The organism is Azospirillum sp. UENF 112521, assembly GCF_058780665.1.
The window spans coordinates 159,020-171,968 of record NZ_JBSNCI010000008.1 but is presented as its reverse complement, the minus strand read 5'-3'; the positions used below and the strand labels follow the sequence as shown (position 1 = coordinate 171,968).

At 68.2% G+C, this 12,949-nt stretch carries 8 protein-coding genes; 5 read left to right on the top strand and 3 right to left on the bottom strand.

The genetic code is table 11. The features are described from left to right. Positions 1–19: 19 nt before the first annotated feature. The 5 genes from ACWPN8_RS31085 (at position 20) to ACWPN8_RS31065 (ending at position 7,830) form a co-directional block, all read left to right on the top strand. The gene (locus ACWPN8_RS31085) at positions 20–2,233 is read left to right on the top strand and encodes a TolC family protein (RefSeq protein WP_492243592.1); all 2,214 of its coding nucleotides are present in this window, start codon (positions 20–22) and stop codon (positions 2,231–2,233) included. Further along, a complete protein-coding gene (locus ACWPN8_RS31080; RefSeq protein ID WP_492243591.1) occupies positions 2,230–3,093 on the top strand; it encodes an efflux RND transporter periplasmic adaptor subunit in 864 nt (287 codons plus the stop codon). Before ACWPN8_RS31085 ends, ACWPN8_RS31080 begins: the two co-directional genes overlap by 4 nt. Beyond that, positions 3,090–4,562: an efflux RND transporter periplasmic adaptor subunit gene (locus ACWPN8_RS31075; RefSeq protein WP_492243590.1), complete on the top strand. Its 1,473-nt coding sequence runs from the start codon at positions 3,090–3,092 to the stop codon at positions 4,560–4,562. Before ACWPN8_RS31080 ends, ACWPN8_RS31075 begins: the two co-directional genes overlap by 4 nt. 45 nt (positions 4,563–4,607) lie before the next feature. Then, complete coding sequence (locus ACWPN8_RS31070; protein WP_492243589.1) at positions 4,608–6,866, top strand: peptidase; 2,259 nt, start codon at positions 4,608–4,610, stop codon at positions 6,864–6,866. 100 nt (positions 6,867–6,966) lie between these two features. Continuing rightward, a complete protein-coding gene (locus ACWPN8_RS31065; RefSeq protein ID WP_199237383.1) occupies positions 6,967–7,830 on the top strand; it encodes an FkbM family methyltransferase in 864 nt (287 codons plus the stop codon). Between the two features lie 15 nt (positions 7,831–7,845). Here ACWPN8_RS31065 and ACWPN8_RS31060 read toward each other — a convergent pair whose 3' ends face one another. The 3 genes from ACWPN8_RS31060 to ACWPN8_RS31050 form a co-directional block, all read right to left on the bottom strand. Then, positions 7,846–10,953: a M10 family metallopeptidase C-terminal domain-containing protein gene (locus ACWPN8_RS31060; protein WP_492243588.1), complete on the bottom strand. Its 3,108-nt coding sequence runs from the start codon at positions 10,951–10,953 to the stop codon at positions 7,846–7,848. Between the two features lie 148 nt (positions 10,954–11,101). Then, positions 11,102–11,839, bottom strand: coding sequence for a hypothetical protein (locus ACWPN8_RS31055; RefSeq protein WP_146207949.1), 738 nt, complete (start codon positions 11,837–11,839; stop codon positions 11,102–11,104). Between the two features lie 426 nt (positions 11,840–12,265). Next, on the bottom strand, positions 12,266–12,931 hold the full coding sequence (locus tag ACWPN8_RS31050; RefSeq protein WP_492243587.1) for a hypothetical protein: 666 nt from the start codon (positions 12,929–12,931) through the stop codon (positions 12,266–12,268). Positions 12,932–12,949: the final 18 nt, after the last annotated feature.

Here is a 12,949-nt window from a genome sequence, read left to right as displayed (position 1 = left end):
GAACGGAATTGCTCCCGCCATGAAGACTTCGACCGCTCACCTCCGCCGCCGCTTGCTTTCTTCGGTGGTTCCCGTCGCCGTTCTGACGGCATCCCTGCTGGCCGCGGGCTGCGCGGTCAAACCCGAGCCGCTGACGGCCGAGGAGAATCTGGCGCGCGTCCGCAAGGATCTGGGTGTCGTCCTGACCCCGCAGGAGCCGCTGACCAAGGCGGTCTCGATGGACGAGGCGATGGCGCGGGCCATCAAGTACAACCTCGACGAACGGGTGAAGCTGATGGAGGTGGCGGTCGCCACCGACCAGCTGGACCTGTCGCGCTATGACATGCTGCCGCGCGTGGTGGCGGCGGCCGGCTATGTCGGGCGCAACAACGACGCCGGGTCGGAGAGCCTGAACCTCGCCACCGGCCGGCGGACGGGCGAGAGCACCACCGCCACCGACAGGCATCGCCGCACCGGCGACCTCGCCTTCACCTGGAACGTGCTGGACTTCGGCGTCAGCTATCTGCGGGCGCGGCAGAACGCCAATCTGGTGCTGATCGCCGACGAACGCCGCCGCCGCGTCGTCCAGGGCATCATGCAGGACGTGCGCACCGCCTATTGGCGCGCCGTCGCCGCCGAGCGGCTGCTGAAGCGGCTGGCCCCGCTGGAGAAGCGTGTCGAGGGCGCCCGCCGCGATGCCCGCACGCTGGAGGCGCTGCGCGTCCAGGCGCCGCTGCAGGCGCTCAACTACACCCGCACCCTGGTCGAGACGCTGCGCCAGCTGCAGTCGCTGCGCCGCGAGCTGGTGGCGTCGAAGTCGCAGCTGGGCGCGCTGATGGGGCTACCGCCGGGCGAGCCGTTCGAGATCGAGATGCCGGCGGCCAGCGTCATGCAGTCGCCGCCCAAGCTGGATGTCGGCGCCGAAGCGCTGGAGACCTACGCCCTGCTGAACCGGCCGGAGCTGCTGGAGGAGAGCTACAACCAGCGCATCTCCGCCGACGAGACCTGGCGGTCGCTGCTGAAGCTGCTGCCGGGCATCGACGTCAACGCCGCCCTGCGCTACGACAGCAACAGCTTCCTGCTGAACCAGCGCTGGGCCGATTACGGCGCGCGGATCAGCTGGAACCTGATCAATCTGGTGTCGGCCCCCGCCACCAAATCCTACGCCGAGGCGCAGGAGGAGCTGATCGCCTTCCGCCGTCAGGCGCTGAGCATGGCGGTGCTGAGCCAGGTGCATGTGGCGGTGCTTCAGTACCGCGAGCTGAAGCAGGAGTTCGCCCTGACCGCCGAGCAGGCCGACCTCGACACCCGCATCCGCTCGCAATACACCAACGTCGGCGAGGCCGGGCAGGTCGGCGAGCTTGGCGTGATCCAGTCGGAGGTGACGGCGCTGCTGTCCGACCTGCGCCGCGACCTGGTGCTGGCCGACCTGCACAACGCCTATGCCCGCGTGATGGTGTCGGCCGGCGTCGACCCGCTGCCCGAGACGATGGCCGCCGACGACCTGCCCACCCTGACCCAGGCGGTGAGCCGGGGCCTCTCCTCCTGGCAGGACCGGGCCAACAGCGTGATGCGCGTCAAGGACCTGATGGCTGCGCCCAAGACCGCCGCCCAGGAAGCCCCGAAGCCGGAGCCGGTCAAGCAGGACGCGGTGAAACAGGAGCCGGTCAACAAGCCGGTTCCGGTCGCGACCGTCCCCACCCCCACTCCGGCCCCCGCCCCTGCTCCCGTCGCAGCCGAGCCGGCGCCGAAGGCCGCCGCGGCCGAACCGGCTCCGGCCGCCGCGCCTGTCGTGCCGGCCTCCTCCGCAGCGCAGGCGCCCGCTTCCTCTCCCGCTCCTGCCCCGGTGCCGGTTCCCGCTCCGGTTCAGGCTGCCGTTTCCACTCCTGCCCCGGTGGCACCAGCCGCCGCCCAGGTCGCCGCACCGGTTGCGACGGCCTCCTTCTCTCCCGTCATCCAGGCTGAACTCGGGGCTTACGCAAGCCACAGGCTTGCCGAGAAGGAATGGGGTATCATCGCCAAACGCCTGGAAACGGAGGGCAGCGGGGTTGGCGCCCTGTATGTCGCCAGCCGGCGCAGCCAAGACGGCAAGACCATCGTCCAACTGCGCGCAGGCGGTTTCACCGACCGCGCCGCGGCCGAACGGTTCTGCCATCGTGTGAAGGATAGTCAGCGGGAATGCACTGTTCGTACCCTTTCGGCCCAAGAGCAGCAGTCCGACAGCCAGACCGCCGATCGGCTCGCGTCGCTGTGATCCGTCCCGGTGGTCGTCCCCGTGGCTGGCCCGGCATTGCTGCCGGCGCCGCTCTCCTGATCGCGCTGGTGGGTGGGGGCCTCGCCTCCACCCCGGCGGTGGCTCAGGACGCGTCCCAGGGGCAGGTCCGCGCCCTGATCGAGGCCCGGCGGCACGCCGTCCTCTCCTCCGAGATCCCCGGCCGCATCGCCCGCATGAGCGTCGATGCCGGCCAGAGCTTCAAGGCCGGCGAGCTGCTGGTCGGCTTCGACTGCTCCAGCTATCAGGCGGAACTGGACGGCGCCCGCGCCCAGCTGAACGCGGCCGAGGTGACGGCGCGGGTCAACCGGCGCCTGAACAGCCTGCGCTCCATCGGCGAGGCGGAGGTGCAGCTGGCCGAGGCCAAGGCCCAGGTCGCCCGCGCCGACGTCCGCAAGGCCGAGGTGCAGGCCCGGCGCTGCGACGTCAAGGCGCCCTTCGACGGCCGGGTGGTCGAACGCCGCATCCAGGAGCATGAGTTGGTCGCCGCCGGCGCGCCGCTGCTGGAGATCCTGTCCGACCGCGACCTGAAGGTGGAGCTGATCGTTCCCTCCTCCTGGCTGGTGTGGCTGAGGCCGGGGCAGCGCTTCGACCTGCGCGTCGACGAAACCGGCGCCACCCTGCCCGGCGAGGTCGTGCTGCCCGGTGCCAAGGTCGATCCGGCCAGCCAGTCGGTGAAGGTCACCGCCAAGCTGACCGGCGAGGGCGTTCCGTCCGGCATGATCGCCGGCATGAGCGGCACCGCCATCTTCCCCGAGCCCGCGCTGTCTTCTCTGCCGACCGGGAACCAAGGGGCTGGAAATCAGGGCGGCGCCCCCAGACCCGGAACTGCGAAGCCATGAGCACAGCCATGGCCCAGACCCCGCCCCAGCAGGCGGCTCCGCCGCAAGGGACGCCGCAGGGGACGCCGCAGGGAGGCGCGCAGCCCGTCAACGGCCTGCTGATGCTGCTGGAGTTGCAGCGGCAGGCCTGGCGGCAGGCGACGGCGCCGGAGCTGCGCTATCACATCGTCAACCAGACCCGCCGGCTGATCGCCTATCGCCAAGCGGCCTTCCTGACGGTGGGCGAGCGCGGACGGGCGACGCTGGGGGCGGTGTCCAACATCGCGGTGCTGGAGCCGAACGCCCCCTTCGCCCAATGGCTGGAGGAAGCGGTGCGCGCCGTCGCCACCGGGCACGACGCCAACAGCGTCCACGTCGTCGATCCCGCCGCCCTGCCCGCCTCCGTGCGCAGCGCCTGGGGGGAATGGGGACTGGCGCAGGTGCTGTGGTGCCCGCTGCGCAAGCCGCAATCCCCGCAGGAGGCGCCCCGGGAAGCCCCTGGGGGAACGGCGCCCGCCGCCGCCGCGGAAAAGGCAGCACCGCCGCTGGCCGGCCTGTGGCTCGGCCGTGACGAGCCCTGGACCGACGGCGAAATCCTGTTGCTGAGCCATCTGGCCGAAGGCTACGGCCATGCCTGGTGGGCGCTGTCGGGCAAGCGGACGAAGCGGCACGGGCTGCGTCGGACCCTGCTGCCGCTGCTGGCGCTGCTGGCCGTCGCCGGCGCGCTCGCCATCCCGGTGCCGATGTCGACCCTGGCCCCGGCCGAGATCCAGACCAGCAATCCGGTGATCGTCGCCGCCCCGCTGGACGGTGTGATCGAGCGGTTCCATGTGCAGCCAAACCAGCCGGTGGCGGCCGGCCAGCCCCTGTTCAGCTTCGAGTCCACCGTCCTGCGCAGCCGCTTCGAGGTGGCGCGCAAGGGGCTGACCCAGGCGGAGGCCGAACTGCTGACCGCCTCGCAGGCCGCCTTCGCCGACCCGCAGACCAAGGCGCGCATCGCCCAGCTCCGCGCCCAGGTGGAGTTGCGCCGCGCCGAGATGGCGCTCGCCCGTGACCTGCTGGAGCGGGTGACGGTGAAGGCCGAGCGCGCCGGCATCGCCGTCTTCACCGACGTCAACGACTGGCTGGGCAAGCCGGTGTCGGTGGGCGAGCGCGTGCTGACCCTGGCCGACCCGCAGGCGCCGGAGATCGACATCATGGTGCCGGTCGGCGACGCCCTGGTGCTGGAGCCGGGTTCCCCGGTGGAGCTGTTCCTGAACGTCGATCCGCTCCACCCGCTGCGGGCGCGGTTGACCCATGCCAGCTACGAAGCCGGCCTGTCGGCCGCCGGCGTGCTGTCCTACCGGGTCAAGGCGGCACTGGACGCAGGAGAGGCCCCGCCCCGCATCGGCCTGCGCGGCACCGCCAAGATCCTGGGCGACCGCGTGCCGCTGGCGCTTTACCTGTTCCGCCGCCCGCTGGCCCTGCTGCGCCAGTCGCTGGGCATCTGAGGCAGCCCTCCCAAGGCAAACCCGACGGCAAACCCGAGGACTCCCGTGTCCATCGCCCTCACCCCTTCCGCCGGCTCCTCCACCGAAGGCCCCTCCACCGGAGGCCATGCCGCCAGCTTCGCCCCGGCCGACCCGCTGGCGTCCCTGCGGCTGCCGGGGTTGCGCGACGACCTGGCCCTGCTGCCGGCGCCGGCGGGACAGGACGGGGCGCCGGGCTGGACCATCCACGACCCGGTGCGCAACCGCTATTTCCGCATCGGGCCGGAAGGCTTCGCGCTGATCGCCCACTGGCACCATGCCAACCCGCGCACCATCGCCGCGGCGGTGGCGGAGCAGAGCCTGTTCGAGCCGACGGCCGAGGACGTGATCGGCTTCTACCAGTTCCTGGCGGCCAACAACCTGACCGTCACGACCGACACCGCCTTTCTGGCGCGGCAGGCGGCGGCGCGGCACACCGGCTGGTTCTGGTGGCTGGTCCACAACTACCTGTTCTTCCGCATCCCGCTGGTGCGGCCGGACTGCTTCCTGTCGGCGACGGTGGGGCTGGTGGCGCCGCTCTACAGCCGGGCCTGGATGGTCCTGGTGCTGCTGACCGCGCTCCTGGCCGGGCTGCTGGTGGCGCGGCAGTGGGATGCCTTCCTGCACACCTTCCAGCATTTCTTTTCGCCCGAAGGGCTGGCGCTCTACGGCGTCACCCTGCTGGGCACCAAGATCTGCCACGAGCTTGGCCATGCCTACACCGCCAAGCGCTTCGGCTGCCGGGTGCCGACCATGGGGGTGGCTTTCCTGGTGATGTGGCCGGTGCTCTACACCGACACCACCGACGCCTGGAGGCTGGTGTCGCGCCGGCAGCGGCTGGCGGTGGGAGCCGCCGGCATGGCCACCGAGCTGACGATCGCCGTCTTCGCCACGCTGGCCTGGAGCTTCCTGCCCGACGGACCGCTGCGCAGCGCCGCCTATTTCCTGGCGACGGTCAGCTGGGTCACCACGCTGGCGATCAACCTCAGCCCCTTCATGCGCTTCGACGGCTATTACCTGCTGTCCGACGCGCTGGACGTGCCCAACCTGCAGGATCGCGCCTTCGCCATGGCGCGCTGGAAGCTGCGGGAGTGGCTGTTCGGCCTCGGCATGGCTCCGCCGGAGGAGATGCCGGCGGGGCGGCGGCGCATCCTGCTGGCCTATTCCTACGCCACCTGGGTCTACCGGCTGGTGCTGTTCCTCGGCATCGCGCTGCTGGTCTACCACGTCGCCATCAAGGTTCTGGGGATCCTGTTGTTCGTCATCGAGATCGGCTGGTTCGTCGCGCGTCCCTTCCTGACCGAGGCCAAGGCCTGGTGGTCTCTGCGCGACCGTTTCCATATGAACCTGCGCACCGGGCTGACGCTGGCCGGGCTGGCGGCGGCGGTCGGACTGACCCTGCTGCCGGTGACCGCCACCGTGTCGGTGCCGGTGGTCTGGCGGGCGTCGGGGTTCGCCACCGTCTACGCCCCCTTCCCCGCCCGGCTGGAGGAGACGCTGGTCGCCCGCGGCCAGAGCGTGGTGGAGGGCGAACCGCTGTTCCGCCTGACCGCTCCCGACCTGGAGGGCAAGCTGCGGCAGGCCGAACTGCGCATCGACTGGATGCAGGAGCAGATCGCCCGCCTGACCGCCAGCCGCGAGCAGCTCGACCGCGTGCGGGCGATGGAGGAGGATCTGGCCGCCGCCCTGGCCGAGCGGCAGGGCATTCTCGACAGCCGCGACCGGCTGGTGGTGCGCGCTCCCCTGTCGGGCACCGTGCGCGACATGGAGGATGCGCTGATCCCCGGCCGCTGGATCGGTCCGAAACTGCCGCTGGCGATGGTGGTGGCGCCGGGCAGCGGCGAGCTGGTCGGCTATGTCGGCGAAGGCGATTTCGACCGGCTGAGCCCGGGGGCCGGAGCACAGTTCCACCCCGACGATCCACTGGCCCCCCGGCGCGCGGCGACGGTGCGCGCGGTCGACCCGGTCGCCGTGTCGGTTCTGGACGTGCCGGCACTGGCCTCGGTCAATGGCGGGCCGGTGGCGGTGGAGGGGCAGGCGGGCTCCCAGCCGGGCCAGCAGCCCCATGGCGGCTCCACCCGCAGCGCGCTCGCCCCTGTGGAGGCGGTCTACCGCATCACCCTGGCCGTCGAACCGGTGAGTGCCGGGCCGGGCGCAGCCGGCGCACAGGACGGGCCGGAGCGCGTCACCCGCGGCATCGTCCGCGTGGCGGGCGAGGCCCGCAGCATCGCCGAACGCTTCTGGCGCATGGCCGCATCGGTGCTGATCCGCGAGACGGGGTTCTGAAGCTTGGGCCCGCCTGAAATCCCGCCGCTGGTGGAAGCGTTGATCTGGAAAGCCCATGCCCATAAAGTGCTTCCGGCTTTCAGCGACGGATCGGCGGACCATGGCTCTTCAAAAATTCAACATCGTTGCTTCGAATGGAACGACGTTCTTTTTGCAGCTCGATCCGCAGGATATGGCCCAGCGTGACGTCATCGCCCATTTCCTTGGCGGCCAGATGTACGAACACGAAACGTCGCTGCTGTTCCTGAAGGTTCTTCGCTCCGGCGATACCGCCGTCGATGTCGGCGGCAATGCCGGCTATTTCACCATGCTTGCCGCGACCGCGGTGGGCGCACAGGGACGCGTGGTCACCGCCGAGGCCAATCCCGGACTGGCGGCCCTGATCCGCGACAGCGCCGCGCTGAACGATGTCTCGCATCTTTTCATCGAAAACGTTGCGATCAGCGATCGCAACGGAGAGATCGTCTTCGGATCGAACGGGACCAACGACAGCAATGGCGGCGTCGTGCCCGAGAAGACGCCGGGAGAAGCGCTGGAAAGCAACGAGTCCATCACGCAGTTCGTCGCCCGCGCCGAGACGCTCGACAGTCTGGCGGAGCGGCACGGGCTTGAGCGCATCCGCCTGCTGAAGATCGACACCGAGGGACATGAGTTGAATGTCCTGAAGGGCGCCGAAGGGCTTCTTCACGGGAAGAGGATCGACTTCATCGCCGCCGAACTCAACCTTCCCGGTCTGGCAAGGAACCGCACGAACCAGCACGAGCTGCGCCGGTTCATGGTGGAGCACGGCTATCACATGTTCCTGCTCGACCATGGCGGAGCCCTGCCCCGCCTCGTGCCGCCCGGAAGCGAGGTCAGGCAGACCTACACCTGCAACGTCCTGTTCTCCCGCATCGAAACGGTTGCCGGGGTCTGGGACAGCGTGGCGAACGAGCCTGCCGCCGTCAGCATCGCCAAACGCTGAAGCCTGCTCCTCCTATCAGCCTCCTGCCGCCAGCATCCCATCGCCGTCCACGGCAAACCCCGCCGTGGACGGGCGGACATAGCCGATCGGGTTGGGGCGCGGCTCGTTGCGGCCATACTGGATGAAGTGGACCAGAGCCTGCTGCTGGTCGCTGCCGAAAGCGCGCTGGAGGTCGGGGTTGGCCATCAGATAGGCAAGCGCGTTGAATTGGGTCGGCCGCCCGGCCGCCTGTCCGGTCGACTGGTAATGGGCGGTGGCGGCGGCGGTGTCGGTGCCGAAGGTTGCCGCCAGATCCGGGTTGGCGGCCAGATAGCTCAGCGCATCGAAGCCGGCGGCGTCGCGCCGCGGCGTGTTGCCGTAGAGGACGACATAGAGCTTCACCTGCTGCTCGCTGCCCAGGAAGACGCTCAGCAGATCCGGGTTGGCCAGCAGATAGTCGTGGGTGTTGAAGCTGGTGCTGCGGTTCTCCAGCCGGCCATAGCGGATGTAATGCTCCTCCGCCCGCACGGGATCGTTGCCGATGACGGCGGCGAGGTCGCGGTTGGCCGCCAGATAGGAGAGCGCGTCGAAACTGGTGCTGCGCCCCTCCCGCCGGCCGCTGGACAGGTAATGGCCGGCCGCCCGCGCGGTGTCGGTGCCGAAGGCGGCGGCAAGGTCGGGGTTGGCGGCCAGATAGGCCAGGCTGTCGAAGGTGATGCCGCGCCCCTCGGCCCGGCCGGCGGTCACGTAATGGCGGGCCGCCGCCGACGGGTCCAGCCCGAAGGCCGACGCCAGATCCGGGTTCGACACCAGATAGCCGTAGCCGTCGAACCGGGTGCTGCGCCCCTCCCGCTGGCCGCTGGACAGATAATGGCGGGTGGCGGCCGTGGTGTCGGTGCCGAAGACGGCGGCGAGGTCGGGGTTGGCGGCGAGATAGGCCAGCGGGTCGAAGCTGCCGGCCGACCGCCCTTCCCGGCGGCCCAGGGTCAGATAATGGCGGCTCGCCGCCGCAAGGTCGTAGCCGAAGGCCGCCACCAGATCGGGATTGGCGGCGAGGTAGGAGAGCGGGTCGAAGGACCGGGCCGCCCGCCCCTCCGCCCGGCCGACGGACAGGTAATGCGCACGCGCCGCCGCGGCGTCGGTGCCGAAGACGGCGGCAAGGTCGGGATTGGAGGCGAGATAGGCCAGCGGGTCGAAGCCGGCCATCGTCTCGGCCAGCGTGGTCACCCGCAAGGTCACGGTCTGGCCGCTGACCGCCCCCTGGCTGTCGGTGACGGTGTAGGCGAAGGACCCCGGCGACGCCGGGGTGCCGGATGATGCCTGATAGGTCAGGCCGGCCAGATCGGCCACCCCCAGCGTCACCCCGGCCGTGACGGCGGTGCCGTTGGCGAGCCGGAGCGTGCCGGCGGACGGCAGGCGGACCAGCGTCACCGTCATGCTGTCGCCGTCGTCCGGGTCGCTCGGCCGGTCGATGCCGAGAGCGATGGCCGGCCCGGCCTCCAGGGCGGTCAGGGTCTTGTCGCCCTGGACGGCCGGCGGCCGGTTGGCCGGTCGCGAGGCGATGGTGAAGCCGATCCAACGGCTCCACGCCACGCCGTTGTAGGCGCGCACCGACAGCTCGTCGATGCCGGGCAGGGTGGAGGCGGCGAAGGTGACGCCGGCGAAGGCCGCCGCGGTCAGCGGCACCGCCGCGCCGGCAGCTTGGGCCGTCCCGCCGACCATGATGGAGCCGGCGCCGCTGGTGTTGTCGACCAGCTCATACTGGGTGACGAGGCCGCCGGCCGGATCGGTCGCCGTGATCAGGCTGGCAATGGCGATGGAGGAACCGATGGAAACCCGGCCGGCCCTGGCGGCGACCGCCGGAGGCAGCAGGCTGATGCGGGTGTCGGCGAACAGGGCGAATTCGACGTCGGTCAGCGTGTCGGTGCCCTCGCCGCCGCCGGAAATGGTGGCGCCGTCGGAGGTGACGGTGACGGTGTAGGAGGACCGGCTGCCGTTGTAGACCGCGGTGTCGGTTCCGCCGCCACCCTGCAGCGTGTCGTCGCCGGCCCCGCCGGTCAGCGTGTCGTCACCCGCCCCGCCGATCAGCAGGTTGTTGGCGCCGTTGCCGATCAGGATGTCGTTGCCGCTGCCGCCGATGGCGTTCTCGATGGTGACGCCGGCGGCGATCGACACATTGCCCACCGCCAGCCCGCCCGACCCGTTGGGGCCGATGGAGCTGAAGGCTCCGGGCGTCAGGTCGATGCTGACGGCCGATGCCTGCCCGCCGGCATCGATGGTGTCGGTGCCGCCGGCATCCCAGATGGACTGGCTGACCGCGACCGTGTTGCTGGCGAAGGCATAGCGGTCGTCGCCGATGCGGGTGTTGGTGTTGGCGCCGTACAGGTACTGCGCCGCCGCGATGTCGTACAGCGCCGGCCCCGTCGCCAGCCCGTTCAGACCCAGGCTGGGGTGCCTGTTGTAGGACATGATCGTGTAGCGGTAATTGTCCTCGGCCGAGGACAGGTAGGGCGGTTCGCCCCCGCCGCCGGTGGCGTTGTAGTTGCCGGGATGCTTCAGCCCGATGGCATGCCCGATCTCGTGCAGGATGGTCAGGTAGCCGTAGGTTCCAAGCGTCGGGCTTGTGTTGGCGGCACTGCTGTTGGACAGGTAGATGTCGCCGCCGCCGTCATAGAGCGAGCCGCTCGGATAATAGGCGTAGGCGGCGCTGGAGCTTTGCCGGTTGGTGCCGAGGCGGATCGACCCGCCCTGCCCGCTGTTGGCGCTGTCGGAGGTCTCGACGAAGAAGATGTTGGCGACCGCGCTCCAGGCGGCCAATGCTTGGCGCACCGCGTCGCGCTGCGTGGCGGACAGCGGCGCGAACCCGGTCCCGTCCGAGACGGTGGCGTAGGACGGCAGCTGCTCCATGAAGCTGTAGGTGACGGTTGCCCCGCTGCCGGCGGCACCGCTGCCCCAGCGTGGCGTCCCCGTCGCCAGCAGGGCCGAGACGGTGGCGGAGGCGGCGCCCTGCGGAACCGAACCTTGCGGGTCCGGGGTTGCGGCAATCGGCGCGGCACTCCAGCCGGCGGCATTGCACAGCAGGCAGGAACAGGCAGGCACGGTGCCGGCCGGGGCGTCGGACAGGTCGGAAATGGTGGTCGTCATGGACGGGAGCGGATCCGGGCCGCGGATCTGCGGCTCCGCCACTCTACAACCTTTCATTCCCCAATCGAAAGGGGAGGCAAACCCGGACCTTTTTTCTCACCGCCGTGCCTTGGAGGGCGATCGGCCGGATCCCGGCCGGTCAACCCCATCACCCCTTCATCTTGAGATGGATCTTGGAGACCGGGAAATAACGCCTGTGGACATAGATGGCCTGATTGGGCCTCAGGATGCCTTTCCACTCGCCGTAGATGTCGATGTCCTCATGTTCGATGCCATAGCGCTTGACAAGAACGGAATAGATGCTCTGGTCATGGCGATGATTTTTATGGTCGCCGAAAATCGCGCTCTTGATGCAGGCGTAGAGGAACCCCTCGTCCACATAGCGCTGGAACCGTCCATTGGGCTTGTAGCCCTGGATTCCCGCGCATATCTGGTTGGCGTTCTTTTCCTCTTCGGACGCTCCCATGATCCTGAAGCAGAGATCGTGCGTCCAGGTCCTGTTCTTGTGGGAATCGCCGACGACGAAGATATGGTTCTGCTCGATCTTCTCGTAGATGTCCTTGATGTCCCGCACCAGCATCGCGCCGGAATCGAGATAGAAGATGTTGTCTCCGTAGGATGCCGCATCCTTGATGACGAAGGTCTTCCAGGCATACTGCTTGGGAGTGAGGAACTCGGGGTATATGTCGGACAACCAGGCCGGGAATTCCACGACCTGCACCTTGTGGCACCTGTTCAGCAAATCGACCTGTTCTCCTGAAAGACCGAGATTGTAGACGAGGATTCTGTCGATGGTGGAATCGCTCGTCGAATGAACAGTGCTGATCAGAAGAAGGCAGGATTCGTAGTAGGCGGAGTTGCAGCAGGTAACAAGGACATTCGACATCTTCAGCACTGCCCCGACACAGGAATTCTTCCGGAAAATTTGACCGACATTATCAGAAATCTCGCTGCATCAGCAACCCGGCGGGTTGCCTTTCCTTCCGATCAACTCCTCGAACACCGCCTCGATCCGGTCGACCGAGCGGGCGACGGTGAAGTCGCGGGCGCGGCCGGACAGGGCCATGCGCATCCAAGCATCACGATGGCGGGAGTTCTCCAACCGGCAGCGCTGCACAACAGGCAGGAACAGACAGGCATCGTGCCGCCTGGGGCGTCGGGCAGGTCGGAGAGTGTGATTGGCATGACCGGGAGGGAAACAGCACCGCGGACTGCGGCACGGCCACTCTACAGCCTTTCATTCCCCTATCGAAAGGGGCGGTTGCTCCGGACCTTTTTTCTCACCGCCGGGCTCCGGAAGTGACCCGTCAGGTCATTCCCGCCCCTTCGCCTTGAGCTGGATTTTGGAAACCGGGAAAGCGCGTCTGTGGACATAGATGGCCTGATCGGGCCTTAGAATGCCTTGCAACTCGCCGTAGATGCCTATGTCCTCGGGTTCTATGCCGTAGCGGCTGACCAGGACGGAATAGATGCTCTGGTCATGGCGATGGTTCTTGTGATCGCCGAAAATTGCGCTCTTGATGCAGGCGTAAAGAAACCCTTCATCCACGTAACGCTGGAACCGGCCGTTGGGTTTGTAACCCTGGATTCCTGCGGATATCTGATTGGCATTCTTTTCCTTCTCGGAGGCCCCCATGATCTTGAAGCAGAGATCATGGGTCCAGGTCTTGTTTTGCCCCCAACCGCCGACGACGAAAATGTGATTCTTTTCGATCTTCTCGTAGATGTCCTTGATGTCCCTTACCAACATCGCGCCGGAATCGAGATAGAAGATGTTGTCTCCGTAGGATGCCGCATCCTTGATGACGAAGGTCTTCCAGGCATACTGCTTGGGGGTGAGGAACTCGGGGTATATGTCGGACATCCAGGCCGGGAATTCCACGACTTGGACCTTATGACACTTTTCCAGGAAAGCGACCTCTTCGCCCAAAAGACCGAGATTATAGACAAGGATCTTATCAATAGTCGAATCGCTCAAATTATGGACAGTACTAAT

Excerpts from the sequence above, each read along its gene's own strand:
- ACWPN8_RS31065 (WP_199237383.1), top strand. The coding sequence starts at position 6,967 with ATGGCTCTTCAAAAATTCAACATCGTTGCTTCGAATGGAACGACGTTC.
- ACWPN8_RS31075 (WP_492243590.1), top strand. The coding sequence starts at position 3,090 with ATGAGCACAGCCATGGCCCAGACCCCGCCCCAGCAGGCGGCTCCGCCG.
- ACWPN8_RS31055 (WP_146207949.1), bottom strand. The coding sequence starts at position 11,839 with ATGTCGAATGTCCTTGTTACCTGCTGCAACTCCGCCTACTACGAATCC.
- ACWPN8_RS31085 (WP_492243592.1), top strand. The coding sequence starts at position 20 with ATGAAGACTTCGACCGCTCACCTCCGCCGCCGCTTGCTTTCTTCGGTG.
- ACWPN8_RS31060 (WP_492243588.1), bottom strand. The coding sequence starts at position 10,953 with ATGACGACCACCATTTCCGACCTGTCCGACGCCCCGGCCGGCACCGTG.